Below are 17,157 nucleotides of genomic sequence, written 5' to 3'. Positions count from 1 at the left end.
GAGATTTGAGCAAAGGGGATGAGACGATGAATAAGCTTTCGATCGCGGCGATCGGCTTCGCGGCGCTGAGTATGGCGGCTCCGGCCATGGCGGCCGACATGGCCGTCAAGGCGGCACCACCGCCGGTGCCGGTGGTGGCGGTCTACAACTGGACCGGGTTTTACATCGGCGCCAATGGAGGCTGGGGGCAGAGCCATGGCTGCGTGGATTTTCTGACGCCCACAGGGACATTCGCAAGTGGTTGCGCCGATCGCTCCGGAGGCCTCGTTGGCGGACAGATCGGGTACCGCTGGCAGACCAATCAGTTTGTGCTCGGCCTGGAAGCACAGGGCGATTGGGCCGATATCAAGCACACGCGCGTCACCCTGATCGATCCGTTGATCTCGACCACGGGCAAGACAGATGCCATTGGACTCTTCACGGCCCAGGTCGGTTGGGCCTGGAACGCCTCGCTGTTCTACCTGAAGGGCGGCGCCGCCGTGACGCGCAATCGCTTCGACGTCTTCAACAACGTCACCGGCGTCGGCCTCGCCTCGGCAGGTCACACGCGCTGGGGCGGTGCCCTGGGTGTCGGTTGGGAATATGGATTCACGCCGAACTGGTCGTTCGGTATCGAGTACGACCATCTCTGGATGGGGCGTGACAACAGGACCTTCGCAGCCGGCGTGGTCACCCCCAATGGATCTATCCTCACGGGCAGCGGAGTCAGCCAGGACATCGACATGGTCACGCTTCGGGTGAACTACCGCTTCGGTGGCTACGGTGCGCCGGTCACGGCGCGCTATTGAACCAAAGCCTCTCCAGTGAACTCAGGCCCCGGCATCGACCGGGGCCTTTTTCATGGGGAGCCAAGAAAAACGCGAGGATGCGATCGCGTGCCCTCAATAGCAGGGCGGATAGGGGTAATATCCACAAGCCCGGCGATAGCCATAGGCCCCATAGGCGCCATAGGCTGCGGCTCCCGCCGCTGCCGCACCGTAATAGGCCCGCCGATGGACCCTGCGATTGACACCGGCAACGCTTCCGGGCGTAAGGGGACGCCCGACGCGGGCTTCGGCCGTGTCAGCGGACACGGTCAGCGCATCCACCGGCGAGTAGCGGAACGACAGGGGCGTTGCCGTGAACAGCACGGCGGTTACGAACAGTCCAAGCAGCTTGGCATGTCCAGTCATGTGCTCTCTCCCTTTGCAGGACGACGAGAAAACGTGACATGCCGATCAGCCCTGCCATTGACCGAAATCAATGGAGCGCAATTCCGAATGGATCGCAGGGATCCGTTGGTTCCTCCGGGCGACAAGATCACAACATCATTGTTTGCGCGTAAGGCGAGGGGATCTCCCGCGCGGCGTTCTGGGTGACGAACGAGGCGGCTAGCAGCACGAGGCCCACGATTGCGGGCACTGCACCGCCGGACCTCCTGACGCCGAGATAGGCAAGGCCCGCCAGCAGCAGGTGAAACAAGATGCCGGCATAGGCGAGATCGCTGAGCGCGACGCTGGCGCGCAGCAGGATCGCCGCCGGGCCCAGCACTTTCACCACGATCATGCCCGGCACGAGATAGGCGGGATAGCCGAGTTCGGCCAGCGCCTGCCGGACCCAGTCTCCCCTCGTGAGGTACATGTAGGCAGAGGTCAGATACAGCAGGCACAGCAGCGCCGTGCTGATCCAGTAGGTGTAGATGGCAGCCATGAGGTCTCGTTGATCGCCGCTGAACGCGGCAACCTCTCCTTCGTCGCGTTGGTTTCGTGTGGATGCGCAACCTGCATCGGTGCGTCTGCATCACGCATCGAAAATGCTAAGCAAGACCGGATTGCGCAAGTAGGATGAATAATCCGCGCTAAGTATGGAAAACCAGACCATGGCCGATAAGGCGCTCAACATGCACGAGGAGATGCGGCGTGCCTTCGCATTGCTCTCGGGCAAGTGGAAGCTCGAGATCATGTGGCTGCTCAACCAGCGGGTCTACCGCTTCGGCGAGCTGCGCAAGGCGATCCCCGGCATCACGCAGCACATGCTGACCGCGCAGCTGCGCGAGCTCGAGGCGGACGGCCTGGTGCTGCGCACCGTGTTCGCGGAAGTACCGCTCAGGGTCGAATACGAGATCACCGAAAAGGCGCGGGGGCTCGGCCCGACCATGGAGGCCCTGACGGCGTGGTGGACGAAGTATGGAAAGAGCGTGCCGGCGAAAGCGAGTGGGCGGGGCCGCAAGGCCAGGCGCAATTGACTGGTGCGCGCGGATGCGAACGCAGGTCGATGTTGCCATCATGCCAGTGTTTTGCCCGACGGCACAACCGGGGCGGTCCGTAGCCCGGATGGAGCGTAAGCGTAATCCGGGTCCGGTGGCGCTTTGGGCAAGATTCCCGGATTTCGCTGCGCTCCATCCGGGCTACGGACTGGCACATCCGTAAGCCGTTGATTTCACAACCCCCCGCCTACTGTGCATGGGGTTGTTTTCGCAGTTTGAGTTTTGAGAGGGGCTAGCCCGCGCCCAGCGCCACCGCGACGTTGTACGTCACGAGGCTCGCCGCATAGGCCAGCACCAGCATGTAGAAGAAGGTTGCCGCCATCCATCCCCAGCTTCCGGTCTCGCGCCGGATCACGGCGAGCGTCGAGGCGCATTGGGGAGCGAAGATGTACCAGGCCAGCATCGACAGGGCGGTTGCGAGCGACCATTTCGTCGCCAGCACCTGGCCGATCTGCTCGGCCGCTTCCTTGCCGCCTTCGATCGCGTAGACGGTGCCGAGCGCGGCGACCGCGACCTCGCGGGCGGCCATGCCCGGGATCAGCGCGACCGCGATCTGCCACTTGAATCCGACAGGGGCGAGCAGCGGCTCGAGCGCCTTGCCGATGATGGCGGCGAGGCTGAAGTCGATCGCAGGCTCGGTGCTGCCCGCCGGCGGCTGCGGGAACGAGGCCAGGAACCAGATCAGCACCATCATCGAGAAGATGGTGGTGCCGGCGCGCTGCAAAAACATCTTGGCGCGGGTGTAGATGCCGATCGCGATCGATTTCAGCCTGGGCATCTTGTAGTCCGGCAGCTCCAGCATGAACGGCGCCGGCGCGTAGTCGCGGATCATGAAGAACTTGATCACGAACGAGACGGCAAGCGCGCTGACGATGCCGGCCGCGTAGAGGCCGAACATCACGAGGCCTTGCAGGTTGATGAAGCCCCAGACGTCCTTCGCAGGGATGAAGGCCGAGATGATCAGCGTGTAGACCGGGATGCGCGCCGAGCAGGTCATCAGCGGCGCGATCAGGATCGTGGTCAGCCGGTCGCGCTTGTTGTCGATCACGCGCGTCGCCATGATGCCGGGAATGGCGCAGGCAAAGCTCGACAGCAGCGGAATGAAGGCGCGGCCGTGCAGGCCGGCGCCGCCCATGATGCGGTCCATCAGGAACGCGGCGCGCGCCATGTACCCGAAATCTTCCAGCAGCAGGATGAACAGGAAGATGAGGATGATCTGCGGCAGGAACACGATGACGCTGCCGACGCCGGAGATCACGCCGTCCTGAAGGAAGCTCTGGAGCAGGCCGTCGGGCAGGCTGGCTTTCACGAGCTCGCCGAGCGCGTCGAAGCCTGACTTGAGCAGGTCCATCGCCGGCTGCGCCCAGGCGAACACCGCCTGGAACATCACGAACAGGATCAGCGCCAGCACGATCAGGCCGCCGACGGGATGCAGCACGACGGCGTCGATCCGCGCGGTCCAGGTGTCGGGCCTGGCAGGCAGGCTGACGCAATCGGCGATGATGCGGTCGGCCTCGCGCTGGGTGGCGCGCAGCTCGGAGACGCCGAGCGCGCGCCAGCTGTTCTCCTGCGGCTCGGCAGCGAGCTTTGCGGAAATCTCGTCGGTCAGCGCCAGCAGGTCGGCCGTGCCGCCCTTGCGCACCGCGATCGAGGTCACCACGGGCACGCCGAGCTCCTTGGCGAGCCGCTCGACATCGACAGTGATGCCACGGCGGGTGGCGATGTCGAACATGTTCAGAACGAGGATCATCGGCCGCCCGGTGCGCTTCAGCTCCAGCAGCAGGCGGATGGTCAGGCGCAGATTGGTGGAATCGGCGACGCACAGCACGAGATCGGGCACGGTCTCGCCGGAGGCCTTGCCGAGCACGAAGTCGCGGGTGATCTCCTCGTCCGGGCTGCGGCCGCGCAGCGAATAGGTGCCGGGCAGGTCGACCACGGAGACCTGGCGGCCGAGCGGGGTGACGAAGAAGCCTTCCTTGCGCTCGACGGTGACGCCCGGATAGTTCGCGACCTTCTGCCGGCTGCCGGTCAGGGCATTGAACAGCGAGGTCTTGCCGCTGTTGGGCGTGCCGACCAGGGCGAGATGCAGCAGGGGTGCTTCCATGGGATCAAAGGCCTGGGGGCAGTTATCCGGTCGCTGTTCAGGCGACGATGATGGCCATGGCTTCGCGCCGGCGGACCGCGATCGTGATGCTGTCGACCCTGACCGCGATCGGGTCGCGCCCCACCAGCCCCTCGTGCAGGACCTCGACCCGGGCCCCCTCGACGAAGCCGAGCTCGATCAGGCGGCTCTCGAGCTCGATGTCCGAAAGCGCCGAGCCCGTATCCTTGGTGGAAAGGTGCTGAATGACGCCGGTATAGCCGCGCAGGGCCAGACCCAGCGGCATAAGCGGGCGCGTATCATCATGGTCGGTCATGCCCTGTATTTTCAACGCAGGGCATTGAGGTCAAGCGCGCGCAGCGGCCGAAACTGCACCTTAGAGTGATTTTAAAGTGCAGGCGCCCGGGTCGCGTCGGAAAACAGGCCCCCGCGGCTATTGCGCCGGGACCTTGTCCGGCTGGACGGCCATGGCCCGGCTCTTGAAGTAGTCGAGCACGAACAGGCGGATCGCCGAGGACAGATTGCCCTGCTGGCGGTTGCCGTCGATCTCGCCGACGAGCTCGGACAGCGTCATGTTACGCAGACCCGAGATCTCCTTCATGCCGTTCCAGAACGCCTCTTCCAGGCTGACGCTGGTCTTGTGGCCGGCGACGACGATCGACCGTTTCACGACGGGCGACTTCATGGCTGCTCCTCGCGATCGATCCGATGCTGGTCCAGATGCGTCGTCGCCTTGTCCGCGCGCGTCTCCTCCGCCGACCGCTCCGCCTTGGTGCGGCCGAACTTCGCCCGGTTGGCGTCCGCCTGTTTCGCCGACGCTTCCCGTTCGGCGCGTTTCCTGAAACGATTCAGGTTGATGACGTTCCCCATGCCGCGTCTCCATCATTCGATCCTCGGCAGGCAGGATGAAATGTTCAGGGGGCGGCATTGCGCCCCAAAAGACTTGATGTTCATTCGCTTGTCCTCGTCAATCGGCCCTTCGGGCCATCAAACGATGAATTTCGCCCCATCACGGGCGGTGGGGCTGCGTAACACGCCGCCCCGCCGGAACATTGACGGTAATCAAATCCCGCCCCCAAAACTGCATATTTCTGAGCGCCCAGCGTCCGTATCATTACGGATGACTATCGGAATTTGGAAATCTAGCCCGGGCTGGTCATCTTCTCCGGGCGCACCAGGCGGTCGAATTCATCGGCCGAGACGAAACCGAGCCGCAGCGCCTCCTCCTTCAGCGTGGTGCCGTTGGCATGGGCGGTCTTGGCCACCTTGGCGGCGTTGTCGTAGCCGATCTTCGGGGCCAGCGCCGTCACCAGCATCAGCGAGCGCTCCATCAGCTCCCTGATGCGCTTTTCGTCGGCTTGGATGCCGTTGACGCAATGCCCGGTGAAGGAGCGCGCGGCATCCGCCATCAGGCGGATCGAGTGCAGCATGTTGTAGGCCAGCACCGGCTTGTAGACGTTGAGCTCGAAATGGCCCTGGCTGCCGGCGACCGTGATCGCGGTGTGATTGCCGAACACCTGGCAGCACACCATGGTCATCGCCTCGCACTGCGTCGGATTGACCTTGCCGGGCATGATCGAGGAGCCGGGCTCGTTCTCCGGCAGGATCAGCTCGCCCAGTCCCGAGCGCGGGCCCGATCCGAGCAGGCGGATGTCGTTGGCGATCTTGAACAGGCCGGTCGCGACCGAATTGATGGCGCCGTGCGCCAGCACATAGGCATCGTTCGAGGCCAGCGCCTCGAATTTGTTGGCGGCGCTGGTGAAGGGAAGTTTCGTAATCGCCGCGACATGCTTTGCGAACAGCTTCGCAAAGCGCGGCTTCGAGTTGAGGCCGGTGCCGACCGCGGTGCCGCCCTGCGCCAGCGGATAGAGATCCTTCACCGCGACCTTGAGCCGCGCGATGCCGCTTTCGACCTGCGCGGCATAGCCGGAGAATTCCTGGCCGAGCGTCAGCGGCGTCGCATCCTGGGTATGGGTGCGGCCGATCTTCACGATCTTCGAAAACTCCTTTTCTTTCTTGCGCAGCGCTCGGAGCAGCTCGCCGAGGGCCGGGACGAGATCGGCGTTGATGCGGCTCGCGGCCGCGATGTGCATCGCGGTCGGGAAGGAGTCGTTCGACGACTGGCTCATGTTGACGTGATCGTTGGGATGCACCGGCTTCTTGGCGCCGAGCTCGCCGCCGAGCAGCTCATTGGCGCGGTTGGCGATCACCTCGTTGAGGTTCATGTTGCTCTGCGTGCCCGAGCCGGTCTGCCACACAACGAGGGGGAAATGGTCGTCCAGCTTGCCCTCGATCACCTCGCGTGCGGCGCGGATGATGGCATTGGCGCGGCGCTGGTCGAGCAGGCCGAGTTCGAGATTGGACTGTGCGGCCGCGAGCTTGACCATGCCGAGCGCATGCACGAGCGAGATCGGCATGCGGTCGGTGCCGATGCGAAAATTCTGGCGCGACCGCTCGGTCTGCGCCCCCCAATAGCGATCGGCGGGCACTTCGATGGGACCGAAGCTGTCGGTCTCGGTGCGGGTTGCGGGGCGAGCGGTCTTCGAGCGGGAAGCTTTGGCCATGAGCACATCCATTTTGCCGCGCGAAACGCCGCACGGCCTCTTCATGTGCTCTTCTATATAGGCAGTTGAGCGGGCGCGATGGCTCCGCGCCCAACCTAGATCATTTCTTGCGGAAACGATCGAGCCGCACGACCTCGGCACCGCCCTGGCTCGGCGGGGTCGGCTCTTCCGCTGTCTCCGCCTTCTCGGCGGCGGCGGCAGGCACCGCGACGGCCGAAGGGGCAGGGGCCGCCGGCAAATTCTCCGGCGCGACCTCGGCGACATCGGACGTGTCGAACTGGAGGCCGAATTTCACGGAGGGATCGAGGAAGCTCTTGATGGCGCTGAACGGCACCACCAGCCGTTCCGGAATGCCGCCGAAGGACAGGCCGACCTCGAAGCGGTCTTCGAGCACGGTCAGATCCCAGAACTGGTGCTGGAGGATGATGGTCATCTCCTCCGGATATTGCGCCAGCAGCCGCGGCGACAGCTTCACGCCCTCGGCCTTCGATACGAAGGTGATGAAGAAATGGTGCTCGCCCGGCAGGCCATGGACCGCGGCATCGGTCAGCACCTTCCGCAGCACGCCGCGCAGCGCGTCGCGGGCCAGCACATCGTATCGGATATGATCGGTCGCCATGGTGGTCCTGTTGCATTCCAGGAGTTGGGCCCTGCCGGCCCGACTCGCCAAGCCGCAATAGTACCGCGCCTGACGGGTCAGCAGGAGTCCCCGCCGGGGAGGAAATAGAAGGCAAGTGGAGGCTTCTGTTGCCAGGTGCCTCCGAACCCCGCCTAGCGGAGCTTAACCCGCTAGGACTTTAGAGTGGTCTTTCAAACTGCGTTACGCAGCCTGAGCAACCGGAGCAAAGTTGTCGTTGGCAACTATTGCAGTAGCCCGATAACGGCGGAACAATACCGGGAAAAAGCACGCCCTTTACGCCCTCGTCGATCCTATTTCGCCCCCGCCAAAGCCCGCTTTCCAGGCTAGCCCGATGGTGGGCTTTGGTGGAGGCGCCGGGTACCGCCCCCGGGTCCGAATGGTTTATTACGACGACCGTTTATTTCCATAGCCGGCGAACCGGCACCTCCAATATAGGGGGCAAAGGTTTCAAAAAACAGAGGTTTCGAGCAGCGATGTGCTGTTCCTTTTGGATAGCTTCCGGATCGCTGCAGGTCCGATCTTGGCCGCGCCGTGGCCCCCGTTCTAAGCTCCTGAGATGTCCACCGATTCAGTACCGGCCGCCCAAGAGCCGGACCAGCCAGCCTCGCTTGCCGCCCCGCCCAGCCTGACCGGACTGTTTGTGGCCTTCGCCCGGATGTCGCTGGCGGGTTTCGGCGGGGTCCTGGTGTTTGCGCGGCGGGCGATCGTCGAGCAGCACCGCTGGATGACGGCCGACGAGTTCAACGAGACTTTTGCGCTCTGCCATTTCCTGCCCGGCCCCAACATAGTCAATCTGTCGATGGTCTTTGGCGCGCGCCTACGCGGGATCGCCGGAGGTGTCGCCGCTTTTGCCGGGCTGCTGCTGCCGCCGACGCTGATCATGACCGTGCTCGCGATCGCCTACGCCCGGTTCGGCGACCTCGAGGTGCTGCGTCGCATTCTCGCGGGCATCTCCTGCGCCGCAGTCGGCCTCCTGATCGCGGTGGTCTTTCGCATGATGATGCCGCTCCTGAAGCGGATGGAGGCGGTCGCGCTGATCCTGATGCTCGGTGTCTTCCTCGCCATCGGCGTGCTTCGCCTGCCGCTTCAGGCCGTGCTCCTGGTCGCGATCCCCGTGAGCATCGGCGCCACCTTCCTCCTGCGGCGGAAAGTAGCAGCGTGAACACCGAGAACCCGGTCTGGGCGCTGATCTCGACCTTCGGCCTGATGTCGCTGTTCGCGGTCGGCGGCGCCGCCGCGGCGGTGCCCGAGATGCACCGCATCGCGGTCGACGTGCATCACTGGATGACCGACAAGCAGTTCGCCGATGCCTATGCGATCGCGCAGCTCTCGCCAGGTCCGAACGTGCTTATCGTGACGTTAATCGGCTACGCCGTCGCCGGCATCCTCGGTGCGCTCGCGGCCACGCTGGCGATGTGCCTGCCGACCGCGCTGGTTGCCTATTATGTCAGCCGTCTCCTCAACCGGCCCAGCCAGTCGCGCTGGCCGGCCCTGATCCAGGCTGCACTGGTTCCGCTCTCGATCGGATTGATGGCGGCGAGTGCCCTGATCCTGGCCCAGTCGACCGACCGGACGATTGCTGCAGTGCTTCTGACCGCGATGGTTGCGGTGATCGCATCGGTCTCGCGCATCAATCCCCTCTGGCTTCTGCTCGCCGGGGGCCTGTTGGGTTTTGCTGGCATTGTGTGATGAAAATCGCTAGGCAGTGCTGCGGCCCAGGGGATCCCTTTCAAGCCGATTTAGAACAACAGTGCTCGTGACTTACGGGTCGCGGAGGAGACATGCATGGCCGAGACGATGGGCCACTCAGCGACGGCCACCCGAAACACCAAGGTGGTGATCGGTTTCTGCCTGCTGGCGATAGCGCCGCAGATCTTCGAATTCATCTGGTCGATCGGGACCATCTTCGGCTGGGGCGCGGGACGTGGCCCGGCCACCGTCCTGATCAGCCACGCCACCGCGCTGGTCGCCGGCGCTCCCGCGGTCCTGATCGGAGCGGCCGGCGGTGAGACCAAGAAGGCGTCCTCCGATGTGTTGCTGGCGCTGATCTATTCCTATCCGATCCTTGCGGTGGCGATCGTCACGCTGTTCATGACCATCCGGTCGGCGCAGGACTATGTCGGCGGCGTCATTCTGATGGCGGTCGCCTTGTTCGCGCTGTGGGCGTCGAGCGATTTGCAGGGCATGCGCGGCTTCTCCTTCGGCGCGGGCACCGCGCCGCGGATGTTCGGCGGGCTTCTGGTCGCGCTGTCCGCCGGCATCGCCCTGACCGGCCTTCTGGCCGACGGGCCGTCGATGGCGCATTATTCGTGGCGCGGGCCGTTGTTCGTGATGGTCGCGATCCTGTTCTTCGCGTTGGCGATCCGGCCGCTCGGCCTCGTGGTCACGGCCTTCGCGAGCTTCATGATCGCGGCGACAGGGTCGCATGAGACGCGCTGGCTGGAGGCTGCCATCGTCGGCGCCTGCCTGACGCTCGGCTGCGCGATCCTGTTCCCCTACGTGCTCGGGCTGCCGATGCCGATGTTTCCGCGTTTCCTGATCCAGTGAGGGCGTGATGGATATTTTTGCCAACCTCGCTCACGGCTTCGCCGTCGCGCTCTCTCCCATCAATCTGCTGATGTGCCTGATCGGTGCCCTCGTTGGCACGCTGGTCGGTGTTCTCCCTGGTATCGGCACCATCGCGACGGTCGCGATGCTGCTGCCGATCACCTTTGGTCTGCCGCCGGTTGGCGCGCTGATCATGCTCGCCGGCATCTATTACGGCGCGCAATATGGCGGCTCGACCACGTCGATCCTGGTCAATATTCCCGGTGAGGCGACATCGGTCGTCACCGCCATCGACGGTCACCAGATGGCCAAGCAGGGCCGCGCCGGTCCGGCGCTGGCCATCGCGGCGATCGGCTCCTTCTTCGCCGGCTGCGTCGCAACTATCTTGATCGCCGTCCTCGGCGCGCCGCTCACAAAGCTCGCGCTGGCGTTCGGCCCGGCCGAATATTTCTCGCTGATGGTGCTCGGCCTGATCTTCGCGGTGGTGCTGGCCAAGGGCTCGGTGCTGAAGGCGATCGCGATGATCGTGTTCGGCCTGCTGCTGTCGATGGTCGGCTCCGACATCGAGACCGGCGCCTCGCGCATGGCCTTCAATATTCCGGAGCTCGCCGACGGTCTCGGCTTTGCGACGGTGGCGATGGGTGTGTTCGGCTTCGCCGAGATCATCCGCAATCTCGACGCCGGCGCCGAGATGAACCGCGACCTCGTGCAGCAGAAGATCACCGGCCTGATGCCGACCAGGAAGGATCTGGCCGACTCGACGCCGCCGATCCTGCGCGGCACGGTGCTCGGCTCGATCCTCGGCATTCTGCCGGGCGGCGGCGCGGTGATCGCCTCGTTTGCGGCCTATACGCTCGAGAAGAAGCTCGCGAAGGATCCGAAGCGGTTCGGCCGTGGCGCGATCGAAGGCGTGGCGGCGCCGGAAAGCGCCAACAACGCTGCGGCGCAGACCTCCTTCATCCCGCTGCTCACCCTCGGCATCCCGCCGAACGCGGTGATGGCGCTGATGGTGGGCGCGATGACCATCCATGGCATCGTGCCGGGTCCGCAGGTGATGCAGAAGCAGCCGGATCTCGTCTGGGGCATGATCGCCTCGATGTGGATCGGCAACCTGATGCTGATCATCATCAACCTGCCGCTGGTCGGAATCTGGGTCCGCCTGCTGCGCGTGCCTTACCGGCTGATGTTCCCCTCGATCGTGATCTTTTGCGCGATCGGCATCTACTCGGTGAACAACGCGCCGGTCGACGTCATCCTCGCCGGCGTGTTCGGGCTCGTCGGCTATTGGCTGATCAAGCACGATTTCGAGCCGGCGCCGCTGCTGCTCGGTATGGTGCTCGGACCGCTGATGGAGGAGAACCTGCGCCGTGCGCTGCTGATCTCGCGCGGCGACTGGAGCGTGTTCCTGACGCGGCCGTTGTCGGCGGTGCTGCTGGCGATCTCGTTCGGTCTTCTGCTGCTCACGGTGCTGCCTGCGCTGCGTGCCAAGCGCGACGAGGTGTTCACCGAGTCTGAGAACTGACGACGCCGTTCCCTGCGTCGGCACGCCGCATTCGGAAGTCGAATCGACGTGTGTGATGCCTTCGTGACATGAAAATGCCGGCCCTTGTGGCCGGCATTTTTGTTTGTGCCCCGGGGAAACGACATGACTTCCATTCGCGCGCTTGCTACGGGCGCCTGTGCCGCCGCGCTCGCTTCACTGTGCGCCTTTGTTGCACCTGCGAAGGCGCAGACCTATCCGACGCGCAGCATCACCATGATCGTGCCGTTCGCAGCGGGCGGCCCGACCGATGTCATCTCGCGCATCGTCACCGCGCACATGGCGCAGACGCTCGGCCAGAGCATCATCATCGAAAACGTGGTCGGGGCCGGCGGCACCACCGCGACCACGCGTGCGGCGCGGGCTGCCAATGACGGCTATACGCTCATCACCGGGCATATGGGCACGCATGCGGCGTCCGTGCCGCTCTATCCGAAGCTCGCCTATCATCCCGAGAAGGATTTCGAGCCGATCGCGCTGCTCGCGGGCACGCCGATCCTGATCCTCGCGCGCAAGGACTTTCCGCCGAAGGACCTCAAGGAGTTCGTCGCTTACGTGAAGGCCAATGCCGAGAAGGTGAACGCGGCGCATGCCGGCGTCGGCTCGGTCTCGCACGTCTCTTGCGAGCTCTTGCACTCCATCCTCGACGTCAAGCCGGTCGGCGTGCCCTTCAACGGCACCGGCCCCGCGATGAATGCGTTGGTAGGGGGGCAGGTCGACTACATGTGCGATCAGATCGTCAACGCCGTGCCGCAGATCAACGCCGGCACCATCAAGGCCTATGCGATCGCAACGCCGGAGCGCAATCCGTCGCTGCCGAACGTGCCGACCACCACGGAAGCGGGCCTGCCTGCGTTCCAGGCCCAGGCCTGGAACGCGATGTTCGCGCCCAAGGGAACTTCGCTCGCGATCATTGCAAGCCTGAACGCGGCCGCCCTCAAGGCACTCGACGACGAGACCGTGAAGAAGCGCCTGCTCGAGCTCGGCAGCGTCATCCCGGCGCCCAAGGACCGGACGCCGGAGGCCTTGGCCGCTCTGGTCAAGAACGAGATCGCGAAGTGGACCCCGGTGCTCAAGCCGGCAACTTAAGCAGTATTTTCAAGCCGATAGGCGAGGGGCGGGACGCGAGTTCCGCCCCTTGTCGTTTGCCGCGGGAACGCTCACCTTTTCCGGGTATAATCTGTGGGAGCAGCGAATCGCTGCTGTCGCAGCGCGGGGGCGGCCGTTAAGTTCGCCGCCTTCCCAAAGGCTCAGTCGTACATGCACCAATATCAGGACCTGCTCGAGCGGATTCTTTCAGACGGCGCCGAGAAGACCGATCGGACCGGCACCGGCACGCTGTCGGTGTTCGGCCATCAGATGCGCTTCAACCTGTCGGCCGGCTTCCCGATGCTGACCACCAAGCGACTGCCGCTGAAGGCCATCGTGCACGAGCTGCTGTGGTTCCTGAAGGGCGACACCAACATCAAATATCTGCGCGACAACGGCGTCACCATCTGGGACGAGTGGGCCGACGCCAATGGTGATCTCGGCCCGGTGTACGGCCATCAGTGGCGGTCCTGGCCCACGGCTGACGGGCGCAGCATCGACCAGATCGCCAATGTCATCGACATGATCAAGCGCACCCCGGACTCCCGCCGGCTGATCGTCACTGCCTGGAATCCGGCCGACGTCGAGAAGATGGCGCTGCCGCCCTGCCACCTGCTGTTCCAGTTCTATGTCGCGAACGGCAAGCTGTCGTGCCAGCTCTATCAGCGCTCGGCCGACGTCTTCCTCGGTGTGCCCTTCAACATCGCATCCTATGCGCTGCTCACCATGATGGTCGCGCAGGTCACCGGCCTGAAGCCCGGCGACTTCGTGCACTCGCTCGGCGACACCCATCTCTACTCCAACCATCTGGAGCAGGCGCGGCTGCAGCTCACGCGCGCGCCGCGCGCGCTGCCGGTGATGCGGATCAATCCCGATGTGAAGGACATCTTCTCCTTCCGTTACGAGGATTTCGAACTCGTCGGCTACGATCCGCATCCGCACATCAAGGCGGAAGTCGCGGTCTAGATGTCACTGAATATTCGCCGCGCGCGCCCGGGGGAGGCCGGTCTCGTTCTCGCCTTCATCCGCGAGCTCGCCGAATACGAAAAGCTCTCGCACGAGGTCGAGGCGACCGAGGCTGACATCGCGCAGGCGCTGTTCGGCGCGAGGCCGCAGCTCTATTGCGCGATCGCCGAGTGGAACGGCGAGCCGGTCGGCTTTGCGGTCTGGTTCGCCAATTTCTCCACATTCAGCGGCCGCCACGGCATCTATCTCGAGGACCTCTATGTGCGGCCGTCGCATCGGGGCAGGGGCCTCGGCAAAGCGCTGCTGGTTTATCTCGCCAGGGAGTGCGTCGAGAACGGCTGGTCGCGCCTGCAATGGGCGGTGCTCGACTGGAACTCGCCGTCGATCGCATTCTACAAATCGCTCGGCGCCGTGATGATGGACGACTGGACGCTGTGCCGCGTCACCGGTCCCGCGCTGAGGCAGCTCGCCGGGAGCACGTCCTGATGGAGATCGTCTTTGTCGTCGCGATCGCGGAGAACGGCGTCATCGGCGCCGGCAACGCGATCCCGTGGCGATTGAAATCGGACATGGCGCGCTTCAAGGCGCTGACGATCGGCAAGCCCGTGATCATGGGGCGCAGGACCTTCGAATCCCTGCCCCGCCGTCCCCTGCCGGGCCGCACCAATATCGTCATCACGCGCGATGCGGACTATCGCGCCGCGGGCGCCATCGTCACGACATCGGCGGCGGACGCGGACGCGGTTGCGCGTGGCGATGCCCTGCGGCGTTCGGTCACTGAGGTCGCGGTGATCGGCGGCGCCGAGATCTTTCGGCAATGGCTCGATCGCGCCGATCGCCTCGAAATCACCGAAGTGCATGCGCGACCCGAGGGCGATACGCATTTCGACATCGACAAGGCAGAGTGGGATGAGGTGGCGCGCATCCGTCATCCTGCCGGGCCGGACGACAGCGCCGACTTCTCCTATGTGACATATCGTCGGCGGCCGCCCCATTAACCGCATTCCCCAATGTTTACATTGACTTTTTCGTGCCCGAGCATAGCTCGAAAGGCAGCCAAGGCTGCGTTGTAAGGGACCTGCCTGTCCCCTATAAAGCCGGACCGGACAAAGCGGGCGGGGGCAATTCCACCCTGCCGAGGAGAGCGTCGAATGCCGTGGAAGAATCAGGGCGGTGGCCCATGGGGCTCGGGTCCGAAGGGACCGTGGGGCTCAGGCCCGCAACCGGTCGGGCCGAGACCGCCGGATCTGGAAGACCTTCTGCGGCGCGGCCAGGACCGCCTTCAGCAGATCATGCCGGGCGGCTATTTCTCCGGCGTCGGCATCACGCTGATCATCCTGCTCATCATCGCATTCTGGCTGCTGTCGGGCTTCTTCCGCGTGCAGTCCGAAGAGCGCGGTGTCGTGCTGCGGTTCGGCAAGCATGTCCGCACCGTGGATCCCGGCCTGAATTATCATCTGCCCTATCCGATCGAGACCGTGCTGCTGCCGAAGGCGCTGCGCGTCAACACCACCTCCATCGGCATGACCCTGATCGACGATCCGGCGCGGCGCGGCCGCTCCATCCGTGACGTGCCGGAAGAGAGCCTGATGCTCACCGGTGACGAGAACATCGTCGATGTCGACTTCACCGTGCTGTGGCGCATCAAGCCCGATGCCGGCGGCGTCGGCGACTTCCTGTTCAACATTCAGAACCCCGAAGGCACCGTGAAGGCAGTCGCCGAGAGCGCGATGCGCGAGGTGATCGGCCGCTCGCAGATCCAGCCGATCCTGACCGGCGCCCGCAACACGATTGAGCAGGGCGTGCAGGAGCTGATCCAGAGGACCCTCGACAGCTATGGCGCCGGCATTCTCGTCACCCAGGTGCAGATGCAGAAGGTCGACCCGCCCGCGCAGGTGATCGACGCGTTCCGCGACGTGCAGGCGGCGCGCGCCAATCTCGAGCAGTTGCAGAACGAAGCGCAGACCTACGCCAACCAGGTGGTGCCGCAGGCCCGCGGTCGTGCGGCGCAGATCCAGCAGGCCGCCGAAGGCTACAGGGAGCAGGCGATCGCCGAGGCCAAGGGCCAGAGCGCGCGCTTCCTGAAAGTTTACGAGGAATACAAGAAGGCGCCCGACGTGACGCGTGAACGGATCTATCTCGAGACGATGGAGCGCGTGCTCGGCGGTGCCGACAAGCTCGTCTATGACGGCGGTCCCTCGGGCCAGGGTGTCGTGCCCTTCCTGCCGCTCAACGAATTGACGACCAAGCGGCCGCCTACCACCGGTCAGACCTCGAGCGGAGGCAGCCGATGAGGTCTCCGGTCACAGGTATCGTCACGCTGCTCGGCCTCCTGCTCGTCGTGATCGTCGGCTACATGTCGCTGTTCACGGTGCAACAGACCGAACAGACCATCGTGCTGCAGTTCGGCAAGCCCGTCGACGTCGTCACCGCTCCCGGCCTGCATTTCAAGGCGCCGTGGAATTCGGTGATCAACATCGACAAGCGGATCCTCGATCTGGAGAACCCGTCGCAGGAAGCGATCGCGTCCGACCAGAAGCGGCTCGTGGTCGACGCCTTCGCGCGTTACCGCATCAAGGACGCGCTGCGCTTCTATCAGAGCGTCGGCTCGATCCAGGCCGCCAACATCCAGCTCACCACGCTCCTGAACGCGGCGCTGCGCCGCGTGCTCGGCGAGGTCACCTTCATCAACGTGGTGCGCGACGACCGCGAGAAGCTGATGCTGCGCATCCGCGACCAGCTCGATCGCGAGGCCGACGGTTACGGCATCCAGGTGGTCGACGTCCGTATCCGGCGCGCAGACCTGCCGGAGCAGAACAGCCAGGCGGTCTATCTGCGCATGAAGACCGAGCGCGAGCGCGAGGCGGCTGAGTTCCGCGCGCAGGGCGGCCAGAAGGCGCAGGAGATCCGCTCCAAGGCCGACCGCGAGGCGACCGTGATCATCGCGGAAGCCAATTCGCAGGCCGAGCAGACCCGCGGCGCGGGCGATGCCGAGCGCAACCGCCTGTTCGCCGAGGCCTACAGCAAGGATGCCGACTTCTTCTACTTCTACCGGTCGATGACGGCATACGAGAACGGGCTGCGTGCGAACGACACCCGCTTCCTGCTGCGGCCGGAGTCGGATTTCTTCCGGTATTTCGGTAACCCGACCGGCAAGAGGGCGGCCGAGACGCCGGCGAAGCCTTAAGCTAGACAGGGGCGGCGGTTCTGCCGCCCTTCGTCCAGACAAGAACAGCACCACGGGAGGTTCCAATCCGATGAGGTCCATTGCGTTCGCCGACTTCCTCATCGGCTTGGGCATCCTGTTCGTGCTGGAAGGCTTGATGTTTGCGGCAAGTCCAAACTGGATGCGCAAGGCCATGAAGAGTGCGATGGCCACTCCCGACCACATCCTGCGAGCGGTCGGGATCGGTTCGGCCGTCGTCGGCCTGATCCTGATCTGGGTGATGCGGCGTCCGGTTTAAC

At 64.6% G+C, this 17,157-nt stretch carries 21 protein-coding genes and 1 other RNA gene; 13 read left to right on the top strand and 9 right to left on the bottom strand.

The annotated features are described in order from the left end of the window. The first annotated feature begins 26 nt into the window (after positions 1-26). Complete coding sequence (locus JQ603_RS11530; protein ID WP_212339575.1) at positions 27-788, top strand: outer membrane protein; 762 nt, start codon at positions 27-29, stop codon at positions 786-788. A 93-nt stretch (positions 789-881) separates the two neighbouring features. Here the strand turns inward: JQ603_RS11530 and JQ603_RS11525 are convergent, their stop codons facing one another. Further along, positions 882-1,172, bottom strand: a complete 291-nt coding sequence (locus JQ603_RS11525; RefSeq protein WP_212339574.1) for a hypothetical protein — start codon at positions 1,170-1,172, stop codon at positions 882-884. 127 nt (positions 1,173-1,299) lie between these two features. Continuing rightward, a complete protein-coding gene (locus tag JQ603_RS11520; protein WP_212339573.1) occupies positions 1,300-1,689 on the bottom strand; it encodes a DoxX family protein in 390 nt (129 codons plus the stop codon). A gap of 154 nt (positions 1,690-1,843) precedes the next feature. Between JQ603_RS11520 and JQ603_RS11515 the strand changes: the two genes are divergently transcribed. After that, the gene (locus JQ603_RS11515) at positions 1,844-2,224 is read left to right on the top strand and encodes a winged helix-turn-helix transcriptional regulator (RefSeq protein WP_212339572.1); all 381 of its coding nucleotides are present in this window, start codon (positions 1,844-1,846) and stop codon (positions 2,222-2,224) included. A gap of 253 nt (positions 2,225-2,477) precedes the next feature. On the opposite strand, the gene feoB is transcribed toward JQ603_RS11515, so the two are convergent. The 7 genes from feoB to ssrA all read right to left on the bottom strand — a co-directional run bounded on the left by feoB (position 2,478) and on the right by ssrA (position 8,011). After that, complete coding sequence (feoB, locus tag JQ603_RS11510; RefSeq protein WP_212339570.1) at positions 2,478-4,349, bottom strand: ferrous iron transporter B; 1,872 nt, start codon at positions 4,347-4,349, stop codon at positions 2,478-2,480. A 37-nt stretch (positions 4,350-4,386) separates the two neighbouring features. Then, complete coding sequence (locus tag JQ603_RS11505; RefSeq protein ID WP_212339569.1) at positions 4,387-4,662, bottom strand: FeoA family protein; 276 nt, start codon at positions 4,660-4,662, stop codon at positions 4,387-4,389. Between the two features lie 117 nt (positions 4,663-4,779). Continuing rightward, on the bottom strand, positions 4,780-5,031 hold the full coding sequence (locus JQ603_RS11500) for a ribbon-helix-helix domain-containing protein (protein WP_011089261.1): 252 nt from the start codon (positions 5,029-5,031) through the stop codon (positions 4,780-4,782). Further along, complete coding sequence (locus tag JQ603_RS11495) at positions 5,028-5,216, bottom strand: DUF4169 family protein (RefSeq protein WP_212339568.1); 189 nt, start codon at positions 5,214-5,216, stop codon at positions 5,028-5,030. Before JQ603_RS11495 ends, JQ603_RS11500 begins: the two co-directional genes overlap by 4 nt. A 272-nt stretch (positions 5,217-5,488) precedes the next feature. Further along, complete coding sequence (gene fumC / locus JQ603_RS11490) at positions 5,489-6,922, bottom strand: class II fumarate hydratase (protein ID WP_212339567.1); 1,434 nt, start codon at positions 6,920-6,922, stop codon at positions 5,489-5,491. A gap of 88 nt (positions 6,923-7,010) precedes the next feature. Further along, a complete protein-coding gene (locus JQ603_RS11485; protein WP_212339563.1) occupies positions 7,011-7,529 on the bottom strand; it encodes an SspB family protein in 519 nt (172 codons plus the stop codon). A 114-nt stretch (positions 7,530-7,643) separates the two neighbouring features. Next, positions 7,644-8,011, bottom strand: a transfer-messenger RNA (tmRNA) gene (ssrA, locus tag JQ603_RS11480). A gap of 95 nt (positions 8,012-8,106) precedes the next feature. On the opposite strand from ssrA, the gene JQ603_RS11475 reads away from it, so the two are divergent. From JQ603_RS11475 to JQ603_RS11425, 11 genes are all read left to right on the top strand, one after another. Continuing rightward, positions 8,107-8,712 (top strand): chromate transporter, encoded by a 606-nt coding sequence (locus JQ603_RS11475; protein ID WP_212339561.1) that lies wholly within the window; start codon positions 8,107-8,109, stop codon positions 8,710-8,712. After that, on the top strand, positions 8,709-9,239 hold the full coding sequence (locus JQ603_RS11470; protein ID WP_212339559.1) for a chromate transporter: 531 nt from the start codon (positions 8,709-8,711) through the stop codon (positions 9,237-9,239). Before JQ603_RS11475 ends, JQ603_RS11470 begins: the two co-directional genes overlap by 4 nt. A gap of 96 nt (positions 9,240-9,335) precedes the next feature. Beyond that, positions 9,336-10,097, top strand: coding sequence for a tripartite tricarboxylate transporter TctB family protein (locus JQ603_RS11465; protein WP_212339557.1), 762 nt, complete (start codon positions 9,336-9,338; stop codon positions 10,095-10,097). 7 nt (positions 10,098-10,104) lie between these two features. Further along, positions 10,105-11,619 carry a tripartite tricarboxylate transporter permease gene (locus JQ603_RS11460; RefSeq protein ID WP_232954462.1) on the top strand — a complete coding sequence of 505 codons (1,515 nt, stop codon included), beginning with the start codon at positions 10,105-10,107 and terminating at the stop codon, positions 11,617-11,619. Positions 11,620-11,742: 123 nt separating this feature from the next. Next, positions 11,743-12,726, top strand: coding sequence for a tripartite tricarboxylate transporter substrate binding protein BugD (locus tag JQ603_RS11455; protein WP_212339553.1), 984 nt, complete (start codon positions 11,743-11,745; stop codon positions 12,724-12,726). A 171-nt stretch (positions 12,727-12,897) separates the two neighbouring features. Then, positions 12,898-13,692, top strand: coding sequence for a thymidylate synthase (locus JQ603_RS11450; RefSeq protein WP_014493053.1), 795 nt, complete (start codon positions 12,898-12,900; stop codon positions 13,690-13,692). Further along, positions 13,693-14,178 carry a GNAT family N-acetyltransferase gene (locus JQ603_RS11445; RefSeq protein WP_212339551.1) on the top strand — a complete coding sequence of 162 codons (486 nt, stop codon included), beginning with the start codon at positions 13,693-13,695 and terminating at the stop codon, positions 14,176-14,178. It begins immediately after the preceding gene. Further along, entirely contained in the window at positions 14,178-14,690 is a 513-nt protein-coding gene (locus JQ603_RS11440; RefSeq protein ID WP_212339549.1) for a dihydrofolate reductase, read from the top strand. Before JQ603_RS11445 ends, JQ603_RS11440 begins: the two co-directional genes overlap by 1 nt. A gap of 153 nt (positions 14,691-14,843) precedes the next feature. Next, on the top strand, positions 14,844-15,986 hold the full coding sequence (gene hflK, locus JQ603_RS11435; RefSeq protein WP_212339547.1) for an FtsH protease activity modulator HflK: 1,143 nt from the start codon (positions 14,844-14,846) through the stop codon (positions 15,984-15,986). Continuing rightward, positions 15,983-16,879, top strand: coding sequence for a protease modulator HflC (hflC, locus tag JQ603_RS11430; RefSeq protein ID WP_212339545.1), 897 nt, complete (start codon positions 15,983-15,985; stop codon positions 16,877-16,879). Before hflK ends, hflC begins: the two co-directional genes overlap by 4 nt. 70 nt (positions 16,880-16,949) lie before the next feature. After that, positions 16,950-17,156: a DUF2065 domain-containing protein gene (locus tag JQ603_RS11425; protein ID WP_212339542.1), complete on the top strand. Its 207-nt coding sequence runs from the start codon at positions 16,950-16,952 to the stop codon at positions 17,154-17,156. Position 17,157 lies beyond the last annotated feature (1 nt).

The sequence above is a fragment of the Bradyrhizobium liaoningense genome, assembly GCF_018130825.1.
Lineage (GTDB): Bacteria > Pseudomonadota > Alphaproteobacteria > Rhizobiales > Xanthobacteraceae > Bradyrhizobium > Bradyrhizobium liaoningense_B.
Note: the sequence above shows the minus strand (reverse complement) of the source record. Positions and strands in the feature narration are given on the sequence as shown.

Excerpts from the sequence above, each read along its gene's own strand:
- JQ603_RS11445 (WP_212339551.1), top strand. The coding sequence starts at position 13,693 with ATGTCACTGAATATTCGCCGCGCGCGCCCGGGGGAGGCCGGTCTCGTT.
- JQ603_RS11425 (WP_212339542.1), top strand. The coding sequence starts at position 16,950 with ATGAGGTCCATTGCGTTCGCCGACTTCCTCATCGGCTTGGGCATCCTG.
- feoB (WP_212339570.1), bottom strand. The coding sequence starts at position 4,349 with ATGGAAGCACCCCTGCTGCATCTCGCCCTGGTCGGCACGCCCAACAGC.
- JQ603_RS11485 (WP_212339563.1), bottom strand. The coding sequence starts at position 7,529 with ATGGCGACCGATCATATCCGATACGATGTGCTGGCCCGCGACGCGCTG.
- JQ603_RS11530 (WP_212339575.1), top strand. The coding sequence starts at position 27 with ATGAATAAGCTTTCGATCGCGGCGATCGGCTTCGCGGCGCTGAGTATG.
- JQ603_RS11520 (WP_212339573.1), bottom strand. The coding sequence starts at position 1,689 with ATGGCTGCCATCTACACCTACTGGATCAGCACGGCGCTGCTGTGCCTG.
- hflC (WP_212339545.1), top strand. The coding sequence starts at position 15,983 with ATGAGGTCTCCGGTCACAGGTATCGTCACGCTGCTCGGCCTCCTGCTC.
- JQ603_RS11505 (WP_212339569.1), bottom strand. The coding sequence starts at position 4,662 with ATGACCGACCATGATGATACGCGCCCGCTTATGCCGCTGGGTCTGGCC.
- JQ603_RS11455 (WP_212339553.1), top strand. The coding sequence starts at position 11,743 with ATGACTTCCATTCGCGCGCTTGCTACGGGCGCCTGTGCCGCCGCGCTC.
- JQ603_RS11475 (WP_212339561.1), top strand. The coding sequence starts at position 8,107 with ATGTCCACCGATTCAGTACCGGCCGCCCAAGAGCCGGACCAGCCAGCC.
- JQ603_RS11465 (WP_212339557.1), top strand. The coding sequence starts at position 9,336 with ATGGCCGAGACGATGGGCCACTCAGCGACGGCCACCCGAAACACCAAG.
- JQ603_RS11525 (WP_212339574.1), bottom strand. The coding sequence starts at position 1,172 with ATGACTGGACATGCCAAGCTGCTTGGACTGTTCGTAACCGCCGTGCTG.
- JQ603_RS11450 (WP_014493053.1), top strand. The coding sequence starts at position 12,898 with ATGCACCAATATCAGGACCTGCTCGAGCGGATTCTTTCAGACGGCGCC.
- JQ603_RS11500 (WP_011089261.1), bottom strand. The coding sequence starts at position 5,031 with ATGAAGTCGCCCGTCGTGAAACGGTCGATCGTCGTCGCCGGCCACAAG.
- JQ603_RS11460 (WP_232954462.1), top strand. The coding sequence starts at position 10,105 with ATGGATATTTTTGCCAACCTCGCTCACGGCTTCGCCGTCGCGCTCTCT.
- hflK (WP_212339547.1), top strand. The coding sequence starts at position 14,844 with ATGCCGTGGAAGAATCAGGGCGGTGGCCCATGGGGCTCGGGTCCGAAG.
- JQ603_RS11515 (WP_212339572.1), top strand. The coding sequence starts at position 1,844 with ATGGAAAACCAGACCATGGCCGATAAGGCGCTCAACATGCACGAGGAG.
- JQ603_RS11440 (WP_212339549.1), top strand. The coding sequence starts at position 14,178 with ATGGAGATCGTCTTTGTCGTCGCGATCGCGGAGAACGGCGTCATCGGC.
- fumC (WP_212339567.1), bottom strand. The coding sequence starts at position 6,922 with ATGGATGTGCTCATGGCCAAAGCTTCCCGCTCGAAGACCGCTCGCCCC.
- JQ603_RS11495 (WP_212339568.1), bottom strand. The coding sequence starts at position 5,216 with ATGGGGAACGTCATCAACCTGAATCGTTTCAGGAAACGCGCCGAACGG.